The sequence below is a fragment of the Aeoliella mucimassa genome (assembly GCF_007748035.1).
In the GTDB taxonomy this organism is placed as follows: domain Bacteria; phylum Planctomycetota; class Planctomycetia; order Pirellulales; family Lacipirellulaceae; genus Aeoliella; species Aeoliella mucimassa.
The window spans coordinates 2,087,670-2,112,816 of sequence record NZ_CP036278.1 but is presented as its reverse complement, the minus strand read 5'-3'; the positions used below and the strand labels follow the sequence as shown (position 1 = coordinate 2,112,816).

18 protein-coding genes are annotated in these 25,147 nt (G+C 59.8%); 4 read left to right on the top strand and 14 right to left on the bottom strand.

The window, feature by feature from the left end:
* Positions 1–13 precede the first annotated feature (13 nt).
* Both Pan181_RS08475 and Pan181_RS08470 read right to left on the bottom strand, forming a co-directional pair.
* Entirely contained in the window at positions 14–727 is a 714-nt protein-coding gene (locus Pan181_RS08475) for a YggS family pyridoxal phosphate-dependent enzyme (RefSeq protein ID WP_145246414.1), read from the bottom strand.
* Between the two features lie 9 nt (positions 728–736).
* Entirely contained in the window at positions 737–2,641 is a 1,905-nt protein-coding gene (locus Pan181_RS08470) for a hypothetical protein (RefSeq protein ID WP_145246413.1), read from the bottom strand.
* A gap of 132 nt (positions 2,642–2,773) precedes the next feature.
* Here Pan181_RS08470 and Pan181_RS08465 point away from each other — a divergent pair, with 132 nt between their 5' ends.
* Together Pan181_RS08465 and Pan181_RS08460 are read left to right on the top strand one after the other, a co-directional pair.
* Positions 2,774–3,862 (top strand): YdjY domain-containing protein, encoded by a 1,089-nt coding sequence (locus tag Pan181_RS08465; protein ID WP_145246412.1) that lies wholly within the window; start codon positions 2,774–2,776, stop codon positions 3,860–3,862.
* 27 nt (positions 3,863–3,889) lie between these two features.
* Positions 3,890–5,233, top strand: coding sequence for a PQQ-binding-like beta-propeller repeat protein (locus Pan181_RS08460; RefSeq protein ID WP_197529050.1), 1,344 nt, complete (start codon positions 3,890–3,892; stop codon positions 5,231–5,233).
* A 6-nt stretch (positions 5,234–5,239) separates the two neighbouring features.
* Here the strand turns inward: Pan181_RS08460 and Pan181_RS08455 are convergent, their stop codons facing one another.
* Together Pan181_RS08455 and Pan181_RS08450 are read right to left on the bottom strand one after the other, a co-directional pair.
* Positions 5,240–6,271 (bottom strand): DUF6268 family outer membrane beta-barrel protein, encoded by a 1,032-nt coding sequence (locus Pan181_RS08455; protein WP_197529049.1) that lies wholly within the window; start codon positions 6,269–6,271, stop codon positions 5,240–5,242.
* Positions 6,272–6,340: 69 nt separating this feature from the next.
* The gene (locus Pan181_RS08450) at positions 6,341–7,621 is read right to left on the bottom strand and encodes a hypothetical protein (RefSeq protein ID WP_231943787.1); all 1,281 of its coding nucleotides are present in this window, start codon (positions 7,619–7,621) and stop codon (positions 6,341–6,343) included.
* 174 nt (positions 7,622–7,795) lie between these two features.
* Here Pan181_RS08450 and Pan181_RS08445 point away from each other — a divergent pair, with 174 nt between their 5' ends.
* Positions 7,796–8,665, top strand: a complete 870-nt coding sequence (locus Pan181_RS08445) for a hypothetical protein (protein ID WP_145246409.1) — start codon at positions 7,796–7,798, stop codon at positions 8,663–8,665.
* A 129-nt stretch (positions 8,666–8,794) separates the two neighbouring features.
* Positions 8,795–10,450, top strand: a complete 1,656-nt coding sequence (locus Pan181_RS08440) for a GxGYxYP domain-containing protein (protein ID WP_231943786.1) — start codon at positions 8,795–8,797, stop codon at positions 10,448–10,450.
* 9 nt (positions 10,451–10,459) lie between these two features.
* Here the strand turns inward: Pan181_RS08440 and Pan181_RS08435 are convergent, their stop codons facing one another.
* From Pan181_RS08435 to Pan181_RS08390, 10 genes are all read right to left on the bottom strand, one after another.
* Positions 10,460–11,635, bottom strand: a complete 1,176-nt coding sequence (locus Pan181_RS08435; protein ID WP_145246407.1) for a PEP-CTERM sorting domain-containing protein — start codon at positions 11,633–11,635, stop codon at positions 10,460–10,462.
* Positions 11,636–11,674: 39 nt separating this feature from the next.
* The gene (locus Pan181_RS08430; RefSeq protein WP_197529048.1) at positions 11,675–13,042 is read right to left on the bottom strand and encodes a hypothetical protein; all 1,368 of its coding nucleotides are present in this window, start codon (positions 13,040–13,042) and stop codon (positions 11,675–11,677) included.
* Positions 13,043–13,497: 455 nt separating this feature from the next.
* Positions 13,498–14,379 carry a succinate--CoA ligase subunit alpha gene (gene sucD, locus Pan181_RS08425; RefSeq protein ID WP_145246405.1) on the bottom strand — a complete coding sequence of 294 codons (882 nt, stop codon included), beginning with the start codon at positions 14,377–14,379 and terminating at the stop codon, positions 13,498–13,500.
* A gap of 138 nt (positions 14,380–14,517) precedes the next feature.
* The gene (gene sucC, locus Pan181_RS08420; protein ID WP_145246404.1) at positions 14,518–15,708 is read right to left on the bottom strand and encodes an ADP-forming succinate--CoA ligase subunit beta; all 1,191 of its coding nucleotides are present in this window, start codon (positions 15,706–15,708) and stop codon (positions 14,518–14,520) included.
* A 142-nt stretch (positions 15,709–15,850) separates the two neighbouring features.
* Positions 15,851–19,786, bottom strand: a complete 3,936-nt coding sequence (locus Pan181_RS08415; RefSeq protein ID WP_197529047.1) for an FtsK/SpoIIIE domain-containing protein — start codon at positions 19,784–19,786, stop codon at positions 15,851–15,853.
* 105 nt (positions 19,787–19,891) lie between these two features.
* Positions 19,892–20,116, bottom strand: coding sequence for a hypothetical protein (locus Pan181_RS08410; protein ID WP_145246402.1), 225 nt, complete (start codon positions 20,114–20,116; stop codon positions 19,892–19,894).
* 18 nt (positions 20,117–20,134) lie between these two features.
* Entirely contained in the window at positions 20,135–20,743 is a 609-nt protein-coding gene (locus tag Pan181_RS08405) for a hypothetical protein (protein WP_145246401.1), read from the bottom strand.
* Positions 20,744–20,799: 56 nt separating this feature from the next.
* Complete coding sequence (locus Pan181_RS08400) at positions 20,800–21,285, bottom strand: YfcE family phosphodiesterase (RefSeq protein ID WP_145246400.1); 486 nt, start codon at positions 21,283–21,285, stop codon at positions 20,800–20,802.
* A gap of 57 nt (positions 21,286–21,342) precedes the next feature.
* Entirely contained in the window at positions 21,343–21,615 is a 273-nt protein-coding gene (locus tag Pan181_RS08395) for a WXG100 family type VII secretion target (protein ID WP_145246399.1), read from the bottom strand.
* A 120-nt stretch (positions 21,616–21,735) separates the two neighbouring features.
* A complete protein-coding gene (locus Pan181_RS08390; RefSeq protein WP_197529046.1) occupies positions 21,736–25,146 on the bottom strand; it encodes an aminotransferase class I/II-fold pyridoxal phosphate-dependent enzyme in 3,411 nt (1,136 codons plus the stop codon).
* Between the last annotated feature and the right edge of the window lies 1 nt (position 25,147).

The following is a 25,147-nucleotide window of genomic DNA, read 5'->3' as shown; positions in this document are numbered from 1 at the left end:
GAATTACGCCATTCTACCCCATCGGCGGCAAATCGACACCTTGCCATAACGCAGATCCGACTCGAACAAGGGTCGCCCCTTCGGCAATGGCGATTTCGAAGTCGCCCGACATGCCCATCGAAAGTTCCCACAGCTCGACACCCTGGGGAGCGACCTGCTGCAACTCGTCGCGGAGCGTACGAAGCTCGCGAAAATTGTCGGCCGCGGTCGACAATTGGCGGTCTCCCGAGGCGATGGTCATCAGCCCCAGCACGTCGACCGTGGGGAATTCGTCGAGCTTCGGCACGAATTCCTTGAGTGCGTCGGCTGTGAAGCCATGCTTCGACGAATCGCCGGAGCAATTCACCTCGAGCAGCACTGGTTGCCGCTTGCCAAGCTCTGCGGCCGCTTTGTCGATGGCCGCCAGCAATCGCTCGCTATCGACACTGTGGATCAGGCTCGACAGGGCCACCGTGCGTGGCACTTTGTTGCGTTGCAGATGGCCGATCATGTGCCAATCGACGTCGAGCGAAGCGAACGCCGGATCATCTGCCTTGTCCCAAAGTTGCTGCGGGCGATTCTCGCCCAGGTACCGGCAGCCTGCTTTGGCGAGTTCGGCCGCGGGAGCCGCGCCGACGTACTTGGTGACACCCACCAGCGTCACCTCGCTGGGGTCGCGTCCCGCTGCCGAGGCGGCGTCGGCGATTCGCTCGAGCACTTCTGCCAGGTTTTTAGCAACCTGATCCATGACGATTCTCTACGCGGGGTCGACAGCCAGGATTTCGGCAAACTCACCAGTGCGATAGAAACGCCCCAGCAGCATTTCGGCAGCTGTGTTTTGGCCCAACACGGTGCGGTTTGCCTTGGGGGCCAACGAGCGGTACGACAACCACTGGGCGTCGCCGACCTGCACGCGGTACCCTGCTGCCACTTCGGCGGGCACGACCTTTAGCGACTCGGCCACGGTGAGCTGTCGCCAGGTCCGCGGGCGCGAGGCGCGTCGTGATCGCAGGTCGAACCACAGCGGGCAGCTAAGGCGAGTCGATCGGGCCGACTGCGTGAGCTGCAGCGAATGCTTCTCCATGGAGAGTTCGCCAAACCGCTTTTCGATCCGCCATTCCGACAGGGCCAGCGGCATGACCGTCGCCCGCGCGTTGCCTTTCACATCCAGCAAACGACCATCGCGAGTTTCCTCCTCGCCGGCAAAGGTGACTCCCCCAAACAGCGGCATATTGCTGCAGTATTGCCATTCGCCAGCAGGTTGCGCCGGGCCATGTAGCACGTCGTGTACCAGCAGGAAGCCATCTTCCTTGCCGAGCAGCAGTTGACGCTCCAGGCGTACGCCGCTGGTGTATTCGAGCACCAGGTCGAGGAAGTCGCATTCGTCGTCCGAATGCCAACATTGCTGTTCCCACTGTTCGACTGGCTCCAACTTCTTACCAGCGAAGCTCAGCTTGGTCTCCCAGGCTCCCGACATTAACACTCGACCGGCCGTCTCAATCTCGATACCAAGTTGCGGGCGGGAGTAATCAACCGTCACCCGGCACGACGAGTTTTCCCACCCGGTCGCAAGTACCGCCAGGGTCGACCATTCCGATTCCACGCAGGGCTCCGGCAGGTCTTCTTCGTCGTAGTCGCCGTCGATGGATGGCAGCACCTTGGCCAACCGAGCCGCGGCTGCAGTGTCGTCTTCGTCGTCGCCGGCCAGTTCCAAGGCGGTATCGAGCACGCCAGCGGGCCAGGCGACCAGTGGTTCGGCCGTGAACACCGGCATGCCGCTGGAACGCGACAACCGAATGATCTGCCGCACCATCCACTCGTACTGGGTTTCGGCCTCGCTCGACCAGCAGTTCTTCTTGAGTTCTTCGCCGATGGCTCGCGAACGAGTCCAACTGGCCACCAACATCGGCATGGCCGGCAGCAACGTGGCGTCGATCAGGCCTTCGCCATCGGTGGTGGCGATCAGCACCTCGCTCAGCGACTTGCGGGCAGCATCGCGAAGCGACCGCAGCGGCTGCAATTCGGACAGCACCACGCTCAGCACCAGCGGCAGCTCGCCAGCCAGCAGCGATGCGACCAGCACCGGCTCGGGCTCCAGCGCTTCGGACGATACGTTGGCCGATTCGGCCACGAGATTCAGCAGTACCGCGGTGCACGCCCACCACATGGCCGGCTCCAAGTACGAAGCCAGGGCCGGCAGACGGTAAGCCAGTACCACGGCTTTTAGCGCGTGGGGGCTCGCCGAGGGGCCTTCCTGAAGGTCGTGCAGGGTTTCGGCTAACAGCGACTCCAGCTTGGCATTCGGCTTGCCATTGGTCGCCTTCTTGAGCATGGCATCAAGACTTGATCGCCAGGCAATTACTTCGGCCAAGGGCGACTCGCCACCGGGCAGACCCCAGTCGAGCGGATCGGACTTGCCATGTTGATATTCGTCGAGCGGACCATCCGAGCGGGCCGACAAGTACTTTGCCCAGCGTTTCCAAGCCTGCTGCTCTTCCAAATTGGCCCAACCTTTGGTCAGGCTACGGGGAGCGTCCTTATGCCAGAGCTTGCCCGATTTCCATTGTTCAAGAAATTGGACAAGCCGGGGATCACTACCATCGGCAGAAAAAACAGCACTCGCGGGCTGCGAATCACACGGAACTGGAATCGTCGTCGACATCACTTCCCTGATACAATGCCTGATGAAACAATGGTTAGCAAACGGTTTGCCAACTCTTGTATACGACGGAGTCATCCGCCAGCCGGACAGGGCGAACAAGTACGGAACTTAACCCCGCGAAGGAGTCTTCCCATGTCACCAAGTTTATCATACCGCTCGCTTGGGCGTTCTGCTACCCAGTGGACACTGGTCGCCGCGCTGGCGTTGATCGCATTTGGAGTTTGGGGAACGCTTTCGGCCCACGAAACTAAGCCGGCCGCGCAAGAGTCGGGCGATGCCCTCGACCAGGCGCTGAACAAGCCGGAAGCAGAAACCACCGATCCCCCGGCCGAGGACGACTGGGAAGAAGAGGAAGAAAAACTGCGTCCGTTCATGGCCCCACCCAAAAATGGCAAGCCGCTTACCAAGGAAGGTCGGGCGTGGATCGATCGCGAGAAAAATCTGGTGATCGTCGATGGCCGCATTGCGTTGCGAAAAGGGCTGCTTGAGATGTTCGCCTGCACGCCGCGGACGAAGGAACACGAATCGATCGTGGTAGTTAGCTGCAAAGCGTTCGTGATTCACGCGGGATTGCTGGCCGTGGGAGCCGAACCGGGAACGCCGGTGAAGTTCGCCCCGGAGTTCAAGCCACCTACGGGAACGCAAATTGATATCTACGTGGAATGGAAGGACGAAAAAGGGAAAGATCACCGCGTAAAAGCGCAAAAGTGGATTCGCGACGACCGCTCGAAGAAACAAATGGACCTGCCGTGGGTGTTTGCCGGCAGCGGTTTCGTTCACAACGAAGTTACCGGTGCCAGCCGCTACCTGGCCGAAGATGGCGATCTGGTTTGCGTGGCCAACTTCAGTTCGGCCCTGCTCGATGTGCCGGCTGAGGTGAGCAGCGACAACGCCAGTTTGCTGTTCGAGGCCTACACCGACCGGATTCCTCCACTGAATTGGCCGGTTCGGTTGGTGTTCGACCCGCTACTCGAAGACGAAAAGAAGGCGGCGGAAAAGGAAGCGGCGGAAAAAGCAGCCGCCGAGAAGAAGCCGGCTGAAACGACCGAAAAAGCCGAGGAAACCGAAGAAGCGGAAAAAGAGTCGAGTGATAGCGACAAGACCGCCGAAACGCCCAAACCCGCAACCAACGAGCCGACCGAGCCGACCGAGCCGTCGAGCGACGAGGGCGAGAGCGAGAGCGAGAGCGAGAGCGAGAGCGAGAGCGAGGGCGAGAAATAGGAGACCGGCGCTGCGTTTTTTGGTATCATGGCGACCGGCTTACCCGCCTTGGCCAATCATCCTACCGGCCGACACATCATTAGCACTCGACACGAAGAGGGTCTGCGCATGGCAATCGCTCGCTACGCATTAGGTTTGTGCACTGCTTTGGTTTTCACCTTCACGCTGGTTCACGCCGGTGAATACGACTGGCCTCAGTGGATGGGTCCGAATCGCGACGCGGTTTCCCAGGAAACAGGCTTGCTCAAGGAGTGGCCAGCCGAAGGCCCACCGTTGGTGTGGATGAGCCGCGAAGTCGGTTTCGGCTACGCAGGGCCAGCGATTGCCGATGGCAAGGTGTTCGTGCTCGGTTCGCTCGACGAAGTCACTCACCTGATTGCCCTCGACGAAGCCACCGGCGACAAACTGTGGGCCACCCCCATCGTATCTGACTACAAGAACGGCTGGGGTGACGGTCCACGCAGCACCCCCACCGTGGATGGCGACCGGGTGTACGCCATGACCGGCGGCGGCACCATGATCTGCTGTCAGGTGACCGATGGCAAAGAACTATGGCGAGTCTCGATGCTCGACCTCGGCGGCGGCGTGCCCACCTGGGGCTACGCGGAGTCGCCACTGGTGGATGGCGATCAAGTGATCTGCACACCCGGCGGTGGCGAAGGTGCCATGGCTGCCTTCGATAAGCTTTCCGGCAAGCTCTTATGGCAATCGGCCGATGTTACCGAAGGGGCTCAGTACTCGTCGGTAATCAAAGCTAAAGTCAATGACTCTCCGCAGTACATTCAGCTGCTGCAAAAGACAGCCTTTGGAGTCGATCCTGCGACTGGCGAAGTCATCTGGCAACACGACTGGCCCGGCCAGGTTGCCGTGATTCCGACTCCGCTTTATCGCGATAACAAGGTGTATCTATCCAGCGGCTACGGCGTCGGCTGCGAGCTGATCGAACTCGGTAGTGATGGCAAACCAGCCGACTCGCCCTATAGCGATCGTGCGAAGAAAACGATGAAGAGCAAGCACGATGGCTTGGTGTTAGTCGGCGACTACGTCTACGGCTACTCCGACGGCGGTGGCTGGACCTGCCAGGAGTTCGCCACTGGCAAGCGAGTGTGGAGCGAAAAGGGCAAGCTCGGCAAAGGCTCGATCGGCTACGCCGATGGCATGCTCTACCTGCTCGACGAGCGCTCGGGCGAAGTCGTGCTGATCGATGCCACGCCGGATGGCTGGCAAGAGCACGGGCGGTTCACGCTGTCGCCGCAAACCGAGTTCCGCAATCCCAAGGGGGGCATCTGGTGCCACCCGGTGATCGCCAATGGCAAGCTTTACTTGCGCGATCAGGAACTGCAGTTCTGCTTCGATGTGAAAGCCAAATAATCCGGCTTAGTAGCGCAGTGCGCCGCGGACGAAGATCGAATCGTCGACGGCAAGCTCGCTGCTCATCGAGTCGTATTCCAACTCACGAGCAAATACGTACCCGAACTCAAGTCGGGTGCTGAGGTGGCCAATGCGAATGCGTTCGGTACCTACCAGTACGCGGATATCGCTGTAGCTGAGCGTGTCGTCGGCACCACTGTCGCGTTGCACCGCCCAGATGCCGCCGCCGAAGTCGCCCGAGATGTACCACCACCGCTCGTTGTACCCAGCACACCCCTCGGCCCAGGTTCGCCAGGCGATCTTGGGTCGGGGGAACGTGACATCCACCTGCAGGTCTTCGGTCTTGTACATGTAACCGGCGACGGGAAACACCGACATACCGGCTCGGTTAAAGTACGCGACTCCCACGATCCATTTGTGGGGACTATTCGGCGTTTTCTGATGGATGCCCATCGCATAGCCCGACGCCCGAAACGCATCGCTGGCATCCAGGCTGTAGTCGTCGCCATACAAACCGAGCGACACCCTGCCGTTGAATACCCACTTGTCGTTGAGCGGACGAATGTGGTTGAAACCGACCGAGAGGTCATGCAACCGGCTTGGCACGTCGATGAAGTCGGGGCCATCGAGCAGTCGCAGCGTGTACTCCGGTGTGATCGTCAGCGGAGTGTAGCGGTGCGGAAATGGCACCGCGGTAACAATATTGGTTTGAATCGCGGTCACGCCCAGGCTATCTCCCTCGAGCCGCGGCATCCAGGTGACCGATGCATTTGCTTTCTGGAAGAATCCCTGACGCGCGCCCGGCGGAATCAGGTTCCCCATTTTCTCGGCCGCTGGCGACGTAGGTGGGCAAATCGGATACGAGCCCTGCATCGTGTCGGTGCCGTACAGCACCATGTCGTCCGGTTCGGCGGTGGTCCAAGTCGCAGGATCCTGCAACGGCTCCACGTAAACCGGCGCTACCGTAGTCGGAGTCTGGCCCCCAGCCGAGGCAGACATCAGGCAGCCAATCGCAACGAGTAAAAAGCGACGAGACATAATTACGACAAGTGCTTGAGTAAGTGAAAAGGTGACAAGTGCCTCGCCCTGGATTCGCTCCGTTTGCAATTAGAAGTCAAACCCAGCTCGCAACATCACGGAATCGTTAGGGGTGAACTTCGCTGGATCGCCACTGGCAAACAGAATCTCGCGGTCGAACACGTAACCGACTTCCATATGCCCGCGGGCCATCTTGGGAGTTTCCCACTCAAGCCCCAGGCTGAAGCGAATGTCGTTGTAGTCGATGCGATCGGGCAAGCCGACGCGGTCGACGGTCCAAGAACCACCGCCGTACTCGCCGGCCACGTACCACCACCAGTCGGTGTTGCCGGTCGATTGCAATCGGCGACGCAGCTTGGGATTGGGGAAAACCAGGTAGAGATCCCAGTCCTGATTCGGCCGCCAGTGCACACCACCAGCAGGCAGGATCTTTACGCTCATGCGGTCGAGGTAAACCACGCCGATCAAGATGTCCATCTGCGGAGTGACCGAGATCACCCCCAAGCCACGGCCCAGGATGCGCACCGAGTCGCTATTCATGGTATCGAAGTCGGTCCACACGCCGGTGCGTACGCCGAGTTCGGCCGCGAACCACTCCGACGGGCGGGGATACCACGACAGGTCGACGTAGGCGTCGTACATCTGCCCCGGCAGGTCCGGCCCGCGAGGCACTCCCAGCGGGTCGCCAATCGGTCCTTCGAGCATGTTGATGGCAAACCCGGGAGTCAGCAGCAGCGGGGTTTCGATGTTATGCATCACGGGAATGCCAAACGTCGCCGCAATTTCGGTTCGATTTAATTCGAAATCTTGATCGCCACCGTTGCCAGCGATCCAAGTATGCTCCAGCCCGATCCGCTGCAGAAACTTCTGGAACTTCACCAGGCTTCCGTCGGAGGCTTCGTAACCATAGGTGCCTTGCTGCCATTGATACGGCAACCCATCGGGATAGATCCCCTGCTGGGGGCTCGCTTGATAGCCGCTAGCCGCATAAGGGTAGTTCTGCATGTTTCCGGTAACCGGAGCGGTTTGCTGAGGAAACGTGTAGGTTCCCGAAGCGGGAGGCGCCGAATAACCGTACGGCATGCTCACCGACGGAGCTCCGGTGGTACCGCTAACCGTGGGAGTCGCGTACGAATCGAATGTTGGTGGTGCGATCGGCGCGCTGCCATAGGTGGTGCCGCCGTAGTTCGGCGTCGCGAAAGTACTGGTACTGGGTGCAGCATACGTGGGAGTTTGCTGCGGAAACGCCCCGTAGTTGGTGGAGGGAATCTGAGCCGTTTGCGCGCATAGCGACCCAGCTCCTGCTGTTACCAGACACATTCCAATCCACTTTAGGGCCCGCGTTTGCACAGTTACTCTCCTCTTTCGGGGCAAAACCAGGATCGGTGAATACCAACTGCCCTCGGGCAGGGTCAAGGTCGAACGCACGTTTGCTAGCTCTGCCGTGCGTGCTGCTGTTGTCCGCAAATGGCAATCTTCCTATCCTCTCGCTTCGCATCAAAACTACCTGAAGTCGCTAAAACCATGAGACCACGTTTGCTAAAACGCTGCTTGGTGATGAGCTGTTTAGTGATGGTCGCGCTGCATGCGATGCTCATGTTGCCAACAGCAATCGCTGGCGAGCTCGGGCAGCTCCGCTCCAGTGCTGCCGACTCCGGCAGTTCGAGTTCCTCATCTGCTAGCTCGGGCAGCTCGTCTTCGCGTGGCGATAGTGGGTATTCCGATCCCTTCGACGATAGCGACTCGTTTATCTTTCAGGCCATCCTCTACACGCTCGCGGTTCCCTACTATCCTCCTTACTCTTTGTTCGACGATCCCGATGCGGAGCGATTCACTGGGTACCAACCGACTTTCGAACCAGGCACCTTTAAAGACACCGATTGGTTCTGCCGCTCCACGAACTTTATTTGCTCAGCTCGGGCGCAGGTGGAGTACGGCACCAACTTCAACGACATGCAGACCATCGGCAACCGCCTGCAAATCGACCTGGCGAGAATTCGCAGCACGATCGACCTGTCGTACGACAACTACTTCGAGAAACTTCCCAACGGCGATACCGATCACCTGGCGGTGGGCAACGCGAACTGGGTGCTCCGCTTTGCCCAGAATCCGCGAACGGTCTGGCGGAGCGGCATCGGCGTGAATTGGATGAACGGCGACCAAAACGACGTTGGCTTCAATTTCACCTATGGTTTCGATTTGCTCCCGGTCGAACCGTGGGTCTGGTCGAACGACTTAGATCTCGGGCGCTTAGGCGATGCGGGGCTGTTCCGTTTCCGCACAACCGTGGGTCAGCAGTTTCGCCTCGGCGAGATTTACACCGGCTTCGAATACCTCGACGCTGGCGATGCCCAGATTCCCACCATGCTGTTTGGTGCCCGATACTGGTGGTAAGTGTCCCTCGAGGGGCAGATTCTCCAGTGCGCCTGGCCGCCAGGCAACTCTGCACCATGTTGGCATCCAGGGCATCCGGTGGTTCTAATGGAGGTCCCTCCCGAGTTCCCTCCTGCCCCCCCGCCTGCTATGACTGCTTGCCGATTTTTGGTTCTGATACTTCTGGCCTGCGTTATTACGCTTCCTGAGATTGCTGCCGCCGAGGCTCCGGAGTCTTGGCACTGGCCCGATGGTCAGGTGCTTCCTCATTTGCCAGCCCCCGCCGACTCGCTCGATGCGATGCCCATCCAATCGCTCACCCGCGACGAGCAGCTTGCGTTCGTCGCCCTGCAGGGTCACGTCAACAAGACCCGCCCTCGCATTTGGCTCATCAACCGCCGCAGCGAAGAGGGAGCCGACACCTGGCAGAAGACGCTCGGGCTACAAATCGGCACTACCTACGACTACCACAACAAGTACGACCTGATCGCCAAGTACGCTGGTGAAATCAAAGGGGTGGTGCTGTACGACCCGAGCGCGAACGAACATCTCTGCAACCTGGCGGCCACGGTCGCTGGACTCCGCGGTGCGTTGCCGGTGACGCCGACGATACGCGAGCACCTGCTCGCCCAGCAAATCGACCTACCAGTGCTCGAGGACCTTACTTCGCTTGAGCTGCCAACCGCCACCGATGTGTACGAGCACTTATACGCGAACTACTGGAGTGAGTGCGAAAAGCGTTTTCTGATAAGCGCCCGGCCCGGCCGCGGCGGCGACTACCACCACACCCGCGACATGGCCACCGCGTGCGGCGCGGCCATGGTGTGGCTCGATTGCCGCGAACCAGCCGAGCGCGAACTGTTCGGCAAGTTTCTGGCCGACATGCCCGCGGGCAACGCGGTGGTGCTCGGTTGGTACACGACCGAGCGTTCCGGCGTAACCACCGCGACGCACTATGGCATTGGTACGATGCCGGCCGATCACTTCATGAACTCCACCGTGTTCTCGGGCGGCGATCACACGATTCATCATCCGGAAGTTCCGCCCACGCCTGAGTTGCAGAACAAACTCTACGTGGCCATGCTGCTGAGCGATGGCGATAACATTCAGTACACACAGCACGCCTTGCGCCGCATCTGGGATCGCTCGGCCGACGCCCGCGGCGACATGCCGATCAGCTGGACCATCTCGCCCGGGCTTGTCGACATCGCCCCGAGCATCATGAACTACTACTACCAGTCGGCAACGCCGAACGATTGCTTCATCAGCGGACCGTCGGGCATGGGTTACACGATGCCGGTCAACACGCTCGAAGAGCCTGGCGCCGCGCTCGGCAGTACCATCGACGATCCGCAGCGGTGGGCCGCTTACACGGGGTTGACTTCACGCTACCTGCAGCGGGCGGGGCTTCGCGTGGTGACCATCTGGGACAATCTCACTCCGATGCAGCGCCAGGTTTACGAGCAGCAGTGCCCTACCCTGCTCGGCGTGACCGTGCAGAACTTCAAAGACGATCCCACGGTCGCTTCGAGCCTCGAAGGCGATCGACTTTGTTTCGAGCGTTTACAGATTCCGTACGCGGGCTCAAGAGACCAACTCCGCCGCTCCCTCGAGCGACAACTTGCGACTGGCATCGACACTCAACCCCGCTTCGCTGCCTACCAGGCCGATATCTGGAGCGAACTACAGCCCGAGCGACTGCTGGAGATCATGCGCGAGATCGAAGAAGAGCACCCCGAGATCGAGTTCGTCCGCGCCGACCATTATTTTCGACTGCGAAACCAAGACCTCAAGCAGAACTACTAGCCTGTGCCCTTACCTACAGCCGATCGCTGGGACTCCTCTTTGCCTGAACTGCAGTAACGCATAGCCACCAATCACAAGTAGCCCCATAAGCCCCCCGCGCGGTTCGGGAACAAAGATGGGTTGATCGAGACGAACAAGCCAAGCTTCTCTATTTCCGTCAGTGTTTATGCCACGTCCAACAATGAACCTCCCATCAGCGGAAATATCAAGTGCCGATATGAGTTCCCACCCACTGAGTTCATTGCTTAAAGAAAAACGTGTTTCTAGTACGTGTTGAAGCGGCTCTATACCATGTGCAGGCGTCCACAAGAACGCCTCGCCAGTATTGCCAACGCTATTCTGCCCCACGATGGCTTCACCAGATTCAGTTGTCGCCGCTGCGAAGCTAGACGTAGAATCGGTGGACAGAAAACCAAGTCCCACCATTCCGGTTTCATTGCTCCATCGAAATGCTTCGCTCCCGTTACTTGAATCGAAGGAACCCACCACTATAGCACCATCTGCGGACATTCCAGAGGCCTCCGAACTGTCACTCCCGCCCGGAAGGTCCCCGAGGTAAGCCATACCATCGGTGGCTGTCCAACGGAACGCTCGATTCCCAAGCTGCCCCGCAATTACGCTGCCGTCTCTTGAGATAGATGTTGCGGTACTTGTCTCAGTAGTGAGCGGTTCGAGGTCGACGAAGCCTGCTCCCACTGTCCAAGAAAAAGCTTTTTGCACTCCGTTAAAGACGGTGAAACCAACTACCACTTCCCCATTGCCGGAGACATCTAAGGCTGCTGCGGGAGAAGGCGAAGCAGGCCCGGGAAAGCCAAGAAGAGACAGGCCATTTGCAGAGTCCCACATAAAGGGTTCTTGAATCCCGGTTCCTGCATTCGTCGCCATTCCGACTACCACCACGCCATCTTCTGAAATCGCCAATGCAGAGCCTGATGGAGCTATGCTCTGAATTCCAGATACTTCGGTCCATAAAAAGGCATTGTCAGAGGTATCGGTGGCAGATGAGCCTACGACCTTTTGTCCCAGGCCATCAACGCTAATCGCCGTACTGCCAAACCCGCCTCCCGGAAGGTCTCCGAGCGGAATGAACTCGGTTGCTTGGGCATGGCTACACAAATAGCTCAGGCAGCACCCCAGGATAATACACGCAGCAGAATCAGAATTCACGTTGCGAAAGAAAATCATTGGATCGCCTAACTCCCTGCTGTAGCTGATCGCTGGTATTTATTGTCGCCGAAACTGTAGTAACGCATAGCTTCCAATCACAAATAGCCCCATGAGCCCCCCGCGCGGCTCGGGGACAAAGATGGGTTGATCGAGTCGAACAAGCCACCCTTCCGTGTTGCCGTTGGGATTGATGCCGATGCCTACGATAGACATGCCATCCGAAGAGATGTCAGTTGCTGAGGTGAGATTCCATCCGTTCAGTTCAGAGGCGAGCCCAAAGCGGTTCCCTAGGACGACCTGCAAGTCTTCTAGTCCAAATGCGTGAGTCCACAAAAAAGCCGATACGTCCGGAACTGCATCGAAGCTGTCATTTCGACCCACGATTGCCTCTCCGGAACCAGTAACCCCCAATGGTACCGTTTGGGAAAAACTATCCGACAAAAACCCTAATCCTACCATGCCGGTTTCTTCCGTCCAGCGAAAGGCCTCAATAGGCGAATCTTCGGAGTTAGAAGTGCCAACCACTACGGTGCCATCTGCGGATACAGCGGTTGCAGAAGAATCCAACTGCCCTCCTGGCAAGTCGCCCAAGACGATACCGCCATCATTGCTAGTCCAGCGAAAGGCTGTTTTGTAAGAGCCAGTTGTGCCACCAACAATCACTTTACCATCGGCAGAGATCCCGTTTGCCGAACTACCCGAAGGCGAACCTGGGAGTTGCTGCGTTAGGCTCTGAAAGCCGCCCCCCTCCGTCCAGCGAAACGCCTCGCTATTGCCTCCGAAAGACGTTGCACCGACGACGATGCTGCCATCGGCAGAAACGTCTTCCGCTACCGCCAGGCCCGAGGGAGAGATTCCGGAGGGAAAACCAAGCATCGTTATCCCGCTGTTATTATTCCAAACAAAGGGTTCCGTTGCCCCCGTCGATTGATTAAACACTCCGCCAACTACAGTCGAACCGTCGCCCGAGATGGCTTGTGCGAAACCTCTTGCTGCGATCGGGGTAAGCCCATCCACTTCTGTCCAGAGTACCGCACCGTCAATAGCAGCCGATGACATACCAGCAGCCCGAGAACCATTTGCACTTACCCCACGCAGTTCGCTGTAAATCGCCCCGCCTAGTAGGTCACCTGCAGGCAGGAACTCGGTTGCTGGCAAGCTAGCGGTAACAGAACACACCATGAAAGCTGCCAGAAGACGCCGATGGAGTTGTTTCGCAAGATCAGTATTTTCCATTAGTCGACGCTCCAAATTGAAGGCCAGAATCGCTGCGACGGTCCCCCAGCAGGAAGCGGTAGCCTCCCTACTCAAAGGCAGAAGATGCGAGGCAGCGTACGCGACCATCACCACCACGGCCGCTATGCCGAATGGTATCAAGGCAACTCGCGCTCGCCAACGGCGTTCTTCAAGGTCGATGGTATCCATGGCTGACTCGTACGATGTGTTGCTTGCCAGCATCGATACAGTAGAGTCTGTCTCAAGCGATGCTTGCAAGCACCCAAAACCCTACCTCGCCCTCTGAGCCCCGAGGCCTCCCTACCTACCCATATTCCGCCGAGTTTTTAGTCGCAATTGGCCGCGCGGTCTGCTCTAATGACACCTGTACAGATGCATCGCATCGAGCGATATAAGAGGAGTTTTGCCCCCACCTGCCGTGGGGTGGGGCGAAATGGCTGACGAGTGTTGGAGACCGCGTGATGCAAAGCCAAGGCACAACACGACTTACAACCACCGCGCAGCAACCCACGGCGATTATTTTGCCCCCACAAATCGATTTCCGGGGTTTGGGGGCTTTATTCGCGCGAACTTGCGGGTCGGTCTGGCGGAGCAGCGATGGTAGATTTCGTAGCGAGATCGGCCGTATGCGACCGATTCGGCGACTACTTCTTTTCCATGGCTCGCTTGAGGGCCGTGCCCATGTCGGCGGGGCTTTCGGCCACTTCGATGCCGGCGTCCTGCAAGGCGGCGATTTTGTCTTCAGCGGTTCCCTTACCGCCCGAGATGATCGCGCCCGCGTGGCCCATCCGCTTGCCGGGAGGGGCGGTACGACCGGCGATGAACGCAGCAACCGGCTTGGTCACGTGCTCTTTGATGTACGCGGCCGCTTCCTCTTCGGCGGTGCCGCCGATTTCGCCCATCATCATAATGGCTTCGGTCTTGCCATCGGCCTGGTACATCTTGAGCAGGTCGATGAAGCTGGTGCCGACGATCGGGTCGCCGCCGAGACCAACGCAGGTGCTCTGGCCGAGCCCGAGGTTGGTGAGCTGCCAGACCGCTTCGTAGGTCAGGGTGCCGCTACGGCTCATCACACCCACGGGGCCAGGCGTGTGGATGTAGCCGGGCATGATGCCCATTTTGCACTCGCCGGGGGTGATGATGCCCGGGCAGTTGGGGCCAACAAGTACCGAGTTGGGGTAGTTGTTTTCGAGCGAGCTGTAGACGCGTGCCATGTCGATCACTGGCACCCCTTCGGTGATGGCGATGATCACTTCGATGCCAGCATCGGCTGCTTCGAGAATGGCGTCGGCCGTGAACGGCGGCGGCACAAAAATCATTGTCGCGTTGGCTTCGTGCTTCTCCACCGCTTCGGCCACGGTGTCGTAGACCGGGCGATCGAGCACCGTGGCTCCCCCTTTGCCAGGGGTAACGCCGGCGACGAGGTTCGAGCCGTACTCGATGCAGTTCTTGGAGTGAAACTCGCCGGCCCGTCCGGTAATACCCTGACAGATCACACGCGTCGACTTATCAATAAGAATGGACATTGTAGTGCTTTCGCCATGTCAACCACGAAGTCTCAAGGGTCGCGAAGTGATGAGCGGAATCAAAACTGCGGCGATTGGCTCGGTGGTTATTTGTTCCAGTGGATGCTGATGATTTGGAGTGTGTTGGTAGCGTTAGGCTCAGGCAGCGCCGGCAGCGGCAACCACCTTCTTCGCCGCGTCGGTAAGGCCTTCGGCCGAGATGATGTCGACGTCGGATTCGGCCAGCATCTTGCGACCTTCTTCCACTTCGGTCCCTTCCAAACGCACGACCAACGGCACGTTGAAGCCGACCGTTTTGTAGGCTTCGAGCACGGCGCTGGCGATCGTGGTGCACTGCATGATGCCACCAAAGATGTTGACCAACACGGCTTTCACGTTGGAGTCGCTAAGCAGAATGCGGAACGCCTCGGTGACTTGCTCGGTTTTGGCACCGCCGCCGACGTCGAGGAAGTTCGAGGGTTGGCCGCCATGCAACTTGATGATGTCCATGGTGCTCATGGCCAGGCCGGCACCATTCACCAGGCAGCCGATGTTGCCTTCGAGCTGCACGTAGCTCAGCCCGGCTTTGCCGGCCCGCAATTCGTTGGGGTTCTCTTCGGAAGTGTCGCGAAGCTCCATCAACTCGGGATGACGGAACAACGCGTTGTCGTCGAAAGTCACCTTGGCATCCAAGGCGATCAGCTCGCCCGCGCCGGTGACGACCAGCGGATTGATTTCGGCCAGCGAACAATCGAGGTCGACAAACAACTTGCAGACGCCGCGGAACAGCTTGTCGGCCGAGCGAACGCTGGCCCCGGTGAGGCCCAGCTTCTGTGCCAGCTTTCGCGATTGATACGGTTGCAACCCGGCGTCGGGGCAGAAGGCTTCCTTGAAGATCAGCTCGGGGGTCTTCTCGGCGACCTCTTCGATATCCATGCCCCCTTCGGTGCTGACCATCAACACCGGCGAGGCACTCGCCCGATCGACCACGATGCCGAGGTACAGCTCGCGAGCAATGTCGCAGCCTTCTTCCACAAACACCCGGCGAACCGTTTGGCCTTCGGGGCCGGTTTGAATGGTAACGAGCGGCTCGCCGAGCATGGCGGCCGCGGCCTTTTCGGCAGCTTCGGCCGACTTGACGAGTTCGACACCGTGCTGGTCGGCATTGGTCTTGATGGTGCCTTTACCACGGCCGCCCGCGTGAATTTGTGCTTTTACTACCGCCAGGCTGCCGCCCAGTTCCTTGTAGGCAGCGGCCGCTTCGGCTGGGGTCTCCACGACGATACCCCGAGGGACCGCGATGCCAGCTTCACGAAACAACTGCTTGGCCTGGAATTCATGAATCTTCATAGCTATCTCGCTTGTCCTGCAAGAGTATTTTGCAATCACCCAAAACAGGAGTATAGCGCTAGCGCCGAACGACTTCAACTAGCCGATGGCCTTCGGCAGGCTCGCTGCAACGCTGGCCAGCAGCGTTGCAACCAACCGACAGTTACGAGCTTGCACTTTCGGAAGAGTCGACCGCCGCGCGCGATGCGAGTCGCTGGGCCGCGGCCTGCAACCAATTGGCTTCGGGCATGCCGTAGGGACGGAACTTCTCGGACATGCCGGTTTCGTCGTTGTAGAGCAACGCCCGGTGGGGCGAGAGCCGGCTGGCGGCCGGGTTGTCGATCAGGTTGCTGCTATCAGCGGCCGACATTTGGAAGACGACCCGCATCTCGAACTCGCGCATCGCCAGGCGGTCGAACAGTCGGCTAACCGCGTTATAGCCATCGCACCAGATGATGGTGTGGATGTTCCATTGGGGGCCGTTCTTCAGGATTTCGGCCAATTGTTTATCGGGAGCGACCGGCTTATCGCGATCCATCGAGAAACTGAAATCGTCTTCACTCTTCCGCAGATCACGGAATCGCGTGGCATTATGAATCACCAAAAAGATAGGCGGCGCCTGCTCATCCGACACTTCGTCGCGGCGAGCCAGTTCGTCGGCCACACGCGTGATGGCCCCTGGAAGGTCGCGCTGCGTGACCATCTCGGCCTGCGGGCCGATGGAATCGACCACCTGCTGCCAGATGCCGTAGCCGACATCCTCGGGTCGTGCCCCGTCGAGCACCAGGAACTGGGCGGCCGGGTTTGCCGCGGCCAGCGAGATGACAGCAGTGGTCATCACGCCGAGCGCGGCGACCGGTTGCTGCCCGACGACCATCAAGTTGCTCCCGCCGTGCGGCAGGAACGCTACCGACGTCGGAGGCTTGATCGCCACAGCGGCCCCCAGCCAGGCAGTACTAACCGAGGCATTATCGCCCTCTTGGCTGCCCTGCTCGAGCAACTGCATCAGCTCGAGATTTTTGAGCGGATCGGCCGGGGCGTTGCCTTCGAACACGATCGGCTCGTTGGCCGGCAGCTTGTGCTCCTCGCGCAGGTGGTCGATTTCCTCCAACTCGTGAGCACGCTGGCGATCGGGCAACCAGACCACCTGGAAAGGCTGGTTGGCCGACACCAAACCATTTTGATCGTTGTAAATCGCCTCGCCTGGCCGGCTCAGGAAGCGGGCCGCCTGGTTGCGTTCGTCGCTGAGAATCAGATGCGAGTCGGCCTCGCTGCACTGCAAAGCAACACGAACCGCCATTTGTCCCAACGTACTTCGAGCCAACGAGTAGGCACCCGACAATGTTTGCGAACCGAGCAGCACATGCATCCCAAACGCACGACCTTGCCGCACCAGTCGGTCGAGCAACAGCCCGGCCTCTTGGGCCAGCTTGTCGTCCTCGACAAAGAGTTCCTGGAACTCGTCGACCACCAACAACACTCGCGGCACCGCCTCGTCGGGATGGGCGTCGCGATAGTCGGCAAGATTTTGCACGCCGGCCGAGCGGAACTTCTCGCCGCGGCGACGGAGTTCTTCGTCCAAACGCTCGAGCACGCTCAGGCCGAACTCCCGCTCGCTCTCGATCGCAATCACCTGGGCGTGAGGCAACCGGTGCGTCGCGTACGACTTGAACTCGACACCCTTTTTGAAGTCCACCAAATAAAACTGCAGCTCTTCGGGGCTGTAGTGCAACGCCCCACTGGTGACCAACGCATGCAAGAACGTCGATTTACCCGAACCAGTTTTACCCGCGACCAGCAAGTGCTGCGCGGTTCCTTTGCCGAGTCGCACGTACTGCAAGCGATTCGCGCCGGCTCGCCCGATGGGGATCGCCAACTCCGAGCCGCAATGCTGAGTCCAACGTTTATCGAGCTCGGGCATCACCGCTTCGAACGGCACCTCCACGCGAATCGACTCTTTGGCCTGCTTGCCGGCCTGCTTGATCAACTGCACGAGCGGCGCATCTTCGATCGGCTGCGGCAGCGCCAGCGGCAACCGCTCGAACGCCGGATAACGCCAGACGAACTTGCCCGAGTCGTTCACCCAATCGAGATGCACCGAAGGCATCAGCAGATCCTCGATGGCAAAATCGTTAGGCAACCGTTGCCGGCGGTCGTGCGACAGAATCACATAGATACCGCACCGCGGGCCGCCGGTGGCCAGGCTCAGCAGCCGCTTGGCCGACGAGTCGCTGAAGCCGTGCGGGAAGTTGGCTATCGCCAGCACCTGGAACGGCTCGGCCACTTCGCCCGCCTGCTCGTTATACTCGTGGATGGTCGCGTACTCATTACGCAGATACTTCTGCAGAATGGTTTCCATGTGGGCGGTCAGCCGGGCGAGCTGCTCGTCCATGTCGCGCGACTCCGACCAGATGCGGCCGTGGATCAGTCCCTCGTCGTGATCGGCCAGGTGCATGAAGGCCGAGAAGCTCTCGCCAAGGCTCACGGGGTCGAAAATCGTGAACCGCACCTTGCCTGGTGGCATCGCGGTGAGGTAACGCACCATGATGGTTTCGAGCAAATCGACCGCCGCCCGCTTGCCCTCGCCTTCGACGGTTGCGACCAGCGAGGGTTGCTCGCGGAGCGTGATCATCGTGGGGAGCTTGAGTTCACTGAACTCAGGGCGAAGTTCGGTATGCGACGACAACGCGTGTTTGACCTTCGCCAGCTCCAGCGTGGCGGAGCCGAACTGGATGGCCTCAGTCGCTTCGTCGGGCTTGGGCCAGGTGGTGTAGTCGGTGTGATTCCAATCGGGGAACAGTCGCTCGCACCGGCGGTTCATCGCGTCGACTTGCATCCGCAGCTTCGACACCGCTTCGAACCAGCGATCGCGCATGGCCGACCAATCGGCGTCGCGACGCTGCTGGGCAGCGGCCAGGGCTTCGTCGCGGGTGGCTTCGGCCGCGCGCTTGGTGCTTTCGAGCTTGGCAGCCAGCGACGCCATGGTTTCGCGATGCTTCTCCTTGTGGGTCGCGGTCGCGGTTTGATACTCATCTTTCAGTTTCGCCAGCCGCGTGGGATACGTGTCGTGGGCTTGGGCCAGTTGGTTATCTTTCCACTCTTCGATATCGGCGAGCGTCTTCCGCGCGTGGGTCTCGGCGTCGGCCAGTTCATGATCGCGACTCGTGAGCAGCTTCTCGGCGTCACGGCGGCTCTTTTCCCTAGCGGCTATCGCGGCCAGGTCGATCGCCCCGCGGGCGGCGGCCGAGCTACGCAGGAACTCGCGATAGGTCGACTCGGCCCACTGGTTGAGTCGCTTACGGAGCACAAACCAACCGACTCCGGCAACCACGCCAGCGGCCACCAGACTGCCAAGCAGCCAAATCGGGCAGTTCGCCCAGCCGACGATAAAGCCCATGGCGATCAGCAGCACTACCCAGATACCGAAGGCCATACCGGCTGGCATGGCTCCCTCCATGAGTTGCGACAGTCGGTCGTCCTGCAAAGCGGTGACGTGCTGGCGGAGCCGTTCGATGTGCTCGTCCACCTTCTCGGGCGAGGCCTCGTTCACGTCGGCCGATGCGTCGTCGCTGCTCGCTCCGGTGGTCGCATAGTCGCTCCCCAGCCCGTCTCGCCAGAGCCGCCGCATCTGCAGCAACTCGGCCGTGTCGGCGTGCAGCTGATCGATCTGCTGCTGCCGTGTCACGAGATCCTTCTGCACCGCTTCGAGCGTTTCGCGAGGGGTGTTCTTCGAAGCGTCGAACACGGCCAATGCTTGCCAGGCAGCTTGCTTGCGATCCTCTTTGGTCTGGCGAACCGTCGTCGCGTGCTTGGCTTCCACCTGCTGACGGACCTGACGGTACTCGGCCTGGGTTTCGTCGCGGGTCGATTCGTAATCGCTGGTCAAGGTTTCCAGGTACTGCCCGTGCGACTCCTCGCGCTCGACCTTGGTGGTCAGGTAGTCTTTGTCGCCCGCTTCGATCTGCCGATCGTACTCGTCGCGGGCCGACTGCGTGGCGGTTTCGAACTCCAGCAGAATGCGTTCCTCGGCCAATTGCCGCTCGTTAGCATCCTTCTGCAGTTCACGCATCAATTCGAGTTGGCGACGAGTAGAAAGCAAACCGATGGCCCGGGGGTTAGAGCATTTTGTCGTAAACTCAAGCGGGCCGAACCAGTGAGCCGTGGTCGGCCGGCTACTCTCACTAAACACCGCCTGCGCGGCAAACTACCTCTCCAAATCTCGCTGCGCTTCGCGAAGCATCAAGTCCATGCGGCCGACGGCATCGAGTGCGGTTTTTACCACGGGAAGCATCGGCTCCAGGTGCTGCTCGGCAAACGCCCGGCTCACTTCGTCGTTCCACTCGGAGGATACCTCGGCCCAGGTGAGCTCGAGATGCTCCAGCGCCCGGCGAATCCGCCCTGCACCCGATTGGAGATCACATGATTTCATCGTTGATTCCCTGTTGGATTATTCAGACTCGGTTTTGGTGTCGGTTTCGGCCTTGGTGTCGCTATCGGCCGGTTCCTGGTCGCCGTCGGTCTGTACTTCCTCTTCTAATAGACTGGAAACATCGAGTTTTGGCACGGCCGACGGGGATCCCAGCGACTGATATTCCTGAATTCGATCGAGAATCCGGCTCAAAACGGCCATCGACTGCACCACGTCGATCTCCGCGTAGCTCTTTAGTTGCGAAATGCGACCTTCGTACTCGTACAGCTCGTGACGCACCTCACGACACCACCCTTTCAGCCGCTCGGCTTTCTCCTGACAGTAAATCAGATGGGCCTGGGCCTTTTTCAGGGCCGCTCGCTGCTCGGTGCAGCTGGGTCGCTCGTCGGCGATGGGGAACATCAAACAGCGGTGCAATTCCTTCTTGGCGACCTCCACCTGGTCCCAGGCGAGCTGCACCTGACGTTTCCAATACCGGGGGCGGTCGTGCTCGAGCCAGTCGAGCAACCGGCGACACTCGGCCCCGACCTCGGTCAGCCCCTCGTCGGCCTGATGGGCGAACGCAGCCAACGCCTGGCGGACTCGCTCGATGGCTTCGATATTGTGAACGTAAGCAGGACCAGACATGGGACTCAGAGTTTCAGTTGATGCTAGGAGTGGGGAGCATAAGGAGGAACGCTAGTTCAATTCAGCTGATGGAACCGTACTTCGTCCCTCGTCAGGTCGATCGTCGCCAGGGTGAACGGATCGGCGCGATGCAATGCGCCCGGGCATACCCGCCGGATATCGCCTTGCATCCAGTCGGCGTGTTCGTGGAAGTGCCCCGTCAGCAGGTAGTCGGGTTGCGATTCGATTATCGGCCGCAGGTCGCTCCGCAGGTGACCGTGGGCTACTCCTATTTCGCGACCGGCCGCCTGAATCATTCCCCCCCAGGCCAGCGAGCAAGCAGAATAGTCGTCGGCAGCCTGCACCAGTTCGGGCACATTGTCGCTGTCGTGGTTACCAAACACAAAGTACAGCGGCAACTCGGCGCAGATTTCCACGATGGCTCGCGAAGTAATATCTCCGCAATGCACGAGCAGTTCGGCTTCCAGACCAATCAACAGATCGATCGCCTGCCGAGTCCGCTCCAGCTGGTCGTGAGTATCCGAGACGACTCCGATGAGCATGGTAATTCCTTTGGCTTGCCCTCGGTGTCCTTGGTGTGGGATCTCGTCCCCGCGTGGTTAACGCTGCGACAGGTAGTCCTCAATTCGCTCGGCTTTGCGAATCAGGAAAGGAGCATGCTCGTTGGTCGCCTCCATGGTACGGGCGATCGCCTTGATGTGCTGCTCGAAGTCTTCAACAAACTTCTTATGCTCCTGGTCGCGCCAGGTGGCACTCAGACCATGCAACTGGCCCGACAACGCGGTGAGCCCTGCTTCGAGCTCGGCGTTGAACTTTTTGAGATTCGCCGCAAATCGGCGGAGTTCATTAGGATCGACAATCGCTTGCGACATGGCAACGCTCGCTGTGGGGCGATGAAGGGTGTTCCGGTACCCCCAATTATAGGCGCTCGGCGGCAATCAATCGAGCAAACGGGCCAACCTGCACGAACCGCCGAGCGTCGGCTTGCCGCGTTAGGCCGCCGAATTCCCACACCCGAGTTCCTGCGAATGCTTCGCCGTGAGCGATACCGCCTCGCGGATTTGCTCCGGAGTATGGTCGCTAGTGATGAAGAATCGCAGCCGGGCAGCGTGGTCTTCCACCGCCGGATACAGGATGGGCTGCACGTTAATGCCGGAGCGGAACAACCGATCGCTCAGTCGCAACGCCGATTCGGAACTACCGGTAATCACCGGCACGACCGGCGTGCCACGACTGGCTCCGGTATCGAGTCCCGCTTCGTTGGCCAGCGACAAAAACAAGGCCGAGTTCTCCTGCAGGCGAACCACCCGTTCGGGTTGCAGCTCGATCTGCCGCAGCGACGCCAGGGCGGCCGCGGTGTTCGCCGGTGGCAAACCAACGCTATACACAAACCCGGGAGCCGTGTACTTCAGGTACTCGACGATCTCGCGTCGCGCTGCGATGTAACCGCCACAGCTACCGAGCGACTTGCTCATGGTACCCATCAAGATGTCGATGCGTTTCGCGTCGATATCGTAGTGCGAGGCAATGCCATGCCCGCCAGGACCAATGGTGCCCAGCGAGTGGGCTTCGTCGACCATCAAGTAGGCTTTGAACTCTTCCTTCAGCTCGACGAACTCAGGCAGCGGAGCAATGTCGCCGTCCATGCTGTAGACACCCTCGATGACGATCAGCACCCGACGATACTCGTGCCGATAACGGGCGAGCAAATCGCGACAGGCCAACGGATCGCTATGAGGGAACGCCCGCCGATGGGCGCCCGACAGTTTGCAACCTTGCACAATGCTGTTGTGCGACAACGCGTCGTGCAGAATCAGGTCGCCAGGGCCAAACAGGTGGCCAATGGTGGTTTCGTTGGTCGCGTGTCCGCCGACCATCGTGATGGCGGCTTCGGCGCCGAGGAAGTTGGCAATCGCCGACTCCAACTGTCCGTGCAGCGGCTTCTCGCCCGACACCAACCGGCTCGCCGACACACTGGTACCGTAGCGAGCGGTCGCGTTCTGTGCGGCAGCCACCACCAGGGGATCGCCCGACATACCAAGGTAGTTGTAGCTACAGAAGTTCACCATTTGGCGGCCATTGATCATAGTACGATCGTTGGTCACCCCCTGATGAATTGTGAAATAAGGGTTCTGGAGACCCACGTTGTCGGCCAAAGCGAGCGTGCGTTGCAACTGGCGATACTCTGGAGACTCGGCAAAGTCGTAGTCGCCCAATTCCACCTCACGGCGCTCGCCTTGTTGCGTTTTGCCAGCCATCTGCACACCGATCGCCCGCACGATGTCGCTCGGCGTGTGCATGTCGAGCAAGGTCTCTTCCGGGAAGCGGGTGCCGAACTGATCTTCAAGGGCAGCCACGATCTCCATCCGCTCGAGCGAATCGAGTCCCAATTCAATCAGGTTGGTCGAAGGTGTCAGCCGCTTCGCACGATCCTTCGCCACGTCGACGATTACCGAGAGCACCGACTTCATCACCTGATCCGAAGTCGATTGCTCGCACGAATCGCAGCAACCGCACTGCGACTCGCAGGCTTCTTGATCGTCCGCGATACCAAGCGACTGCTTGGTGGATATCATTACCTTGAGGTTGCCATTGAGGTACGCATCGCGACAAGCAAAGCGTTGCAACTTGCCGCTGGAGGTCTTCGGCAGCGAGTTGGCTTGCACCATTACCACGTCGGTCGGGGCAATGTCGTGCAACTCGAGCACCTGTCGACTAATGGCCGCGGCAATCTCGTCGGCGCGATCCTTCAATCGGCGGGGCAGTTCTTGCAGCACAATCAGCTGCTCCCCTGCTCCGCTCTCCACCGCAAACGCGGCCGTGGGCGAAGTGGACAATTCGCTGTCGACCGCACGAGCGGCTTCTTCGATATCCTGCGGGTAGTAGTTCACACCGCGGATGATGATCAGGTCTTTTCGACGACCAATCACCAGCAGCCCTGCCCCGTCGGTCACACCAAGGTCGCCGGTACGCAGGAAAGGTCGCTCGGCGCCGGGCAACTGGTTGCCAAAAATTTCTTGATTCAGTTCCGGGCGTTGCCAGTAACCGCTGCTCACGCTGCGGCCGGCCACCCAGATTTCGCCAATCTTGCCGCGTGGGCACTCGACGCCCGACTCGGGGTCGACGATTCGCACTTCTTGATCCAGCAAGCTGCGCCCACAGTCGACCATGGTTTGCATCTGCGATGCATCACAGCAAGGATCAGGCTCGGTGAGCATGCCGGCCTGCAGCGCGACGGTGTCGACGGTCCGCGTTCGCGGTGGAGTCGAACGATCGGCCCCGGCAACCAGCAACGTCGCCTCGGCCAAACCGTAGCAGGGATAGAACGCTTCGCTGCGGAATCCGGCGATGGAAAATTTCTCTGCAAATCGTTGCAGGGTTTCGGCTCGTACCAACTCGGCTCCGTTAAACGCCAGGTTCCAACGGCTCAAATCGAGTTGCGCTGCCTGCTCGTCGCTCACGCGATCAACACACAAGTCGTAGGCAAAGTTAGGTCCACCGCTGACGGTTGCTCCGGTCGCCGAAATCATCTTCAGCCACCGCAGTGGTTGCTGCAGAAAATGGGCGGGCGACATCAGCGTGCAAGGCGAGCCACCATACACTGGCTTGATGACACCGCCGATCAGGCCCATGTCGTGATACAGCGGCAACCAGAACACAGCTACGTCATTCTCGGTTGTGCCAAAGCCTTGGCTAATCACGGCCGCGTTACCCAGCAGGTTGTCGTGGGTGAGCATGACCCCCTTAGGATCGCCGGTCGAGCCGGAAGTGTATTGCAGGAAAGCGAGGTCGCTCTTGTCGGGCGAGATCTCTCGCCACCCGTTCGCCTCGGCGGCGGGAATGTTGTCGGTCGACCACCATGGGAGCCGGCGGAGCTCCGCCGAGGTGTCGATGGTGTGTTCCATGCGGGCCAGCGCGTCGGTCGTCGACAGCACTATGCAAGCTTTTGCATCCCTGACGACCCGCTCGATGCGATCTGCGTTGCGATTCCGCCGCGGCGGATAAGCCGGTACTGCGGTGACACCTGCGTACAAGCAGCCGAAGAAAGCCGCAATAAAGTCGAGTCCCGAGGGGTAAAGCATCAATGCGCGGCCGCCGCTAAGCCCGGCTCGTTGCAGCCGCGAGGCAATAGCGCGGGCTCGTTGGTCGAGCTCGGCATAAGTGATCCGAAGGAAGTTCTGCTCGCCATCGACAGAGTAGCTGAATGCGATTCGATCGTTATACGTCGCTGCACGAGACCGCAGCAAATCAACGAGATTCGTAGCCGAAAAGTCCAGGGCGGTGTCTTCCAGCGAACGACGCTGCTTGGCGACCGTGCAGTCCACGAGGGGACGGCCGCTGCCCCAACTGGGGAGGGTGAAATGAGGCTTGGTGGCCGCATTCGGAACAGTGGGTAGGCTCATG

Excerpts from the sequence above, each read along its gene's own strand:
- sucD (WP_145246405.1), bottom strand. The coding sequence starts at position 14,379 with ATGTCCATTCTTATTGATAAGTCGACGCGTGTGATCTGTCAGGGTATT.
- Pan181_RS08465 (WP_145246412.1), top strand. The coding sequence starts at position 2,774 with ATGTCACCAAGTTTATCATACCGCTCGCTTGGGCGTTCTGCTACCCAG.
- Pan181_RS08440 (WP_231943786.1), top strand. The coding sequence starts at position 8,795 with ATGACTGCTTGCCGATTTTTGGTTCTGATACTTCTGGCCTGCGTTATT.
- Pan181_RS08445 (WP_145246409.1), top strand. The coding sequence starts at position 7,796 with ATGAGACCACGTTTGCTAAAACGCTGCTTGGTGATGAGCTGTTTAGTG.
- Pan181_RS08410 (WP_145246402.1), bottom strand. The coding sequence starts at position 20,116 with ATGAAATCATGTGATCTCCAATCGGGTGCAGGGCGGATTCGCCGGGCG.
- Pan181_RS08395 (WP_145246399.1), bottom strand. The coding sequence starts at position 21,615 with ATGTCGCAAGCGATTGTCGATCCTAATGAACTCCGCCGATTTGCGGCG.
- Pan181_RS08405 (WP_145246401.1), bottom strand. The coding sequence starts at position 20,743 with ATGTCTGGTCCTGCTTACGTTCACAATATCGAAGCCATCGAGCGAGTC.
- Pan181_RS08390 (WP_197529046.1), bottom strand. The coding sequence starts at position 25,146 with ATGAGCCTACCCACTGTTCCGAATGCGGCCACCAAGCCTCATTTCACC.
- Pan181_RS08430 (WP_197529048.1), bottom strand. The coding sequence starts at position 13,042 with ATGGATACCATCGACCTTGAAGAACGCCGTTGGCGAGCGCGAGTTGCC.
- Pan181_RS08435 (WP_145246407.1), bottom strand. The coding sequence starts at position 11,635 with ATGATTTTCTTTCGCAACGTGAATTCTGATTCTGCTGCGTGTATTATC.
- Pan181_RS08460 (WP_197529050.1), top strand. The coding sequence starts at position 3,890 with ATGGCGACCGGCTTACCCGCCTTGGCCAATCATCCTACCGGCCGACAC.
- Pan181_RS08400 (WP_145246400.1), bottom strand. The coding sequence starts at position 21,285 with ATGCTCATCGGAGTCGTCTCGGATACTCACGACCAGCTGGAGCGGACT.
- sucC (WP_145246404.1), bottom strand. The coding sequence starts at position 15,708 with ATGAAGATTCATGAATTCCAGGCCAAGCAGTTGTTTCGTGAAGCTGGC.
- Pan181_RS08470 (WP_145246413.1), bottom strand. The coding sequence starts at position 2,641 with ATGTCGACGACGATTCCAGTTCCGTGTGATTCGCAGCCCGCGAGTGCT.
- Pan181_RS08475 (WP_145246414.1), bottom strand. The coding sequence starts at position 727 with ATGGATCAGGTTGCTAAAAACCTGGCAGAAGTGCTCGAGCGAATCGCC.
- Pan181_RS08455 (WP_197529049.1), bottom strand. The coding sequence starts at position 6,271 with ATGTCTCGTCGCTTTTTACTCGTTGCGATTGGCTGCCTGATGTCTGCC.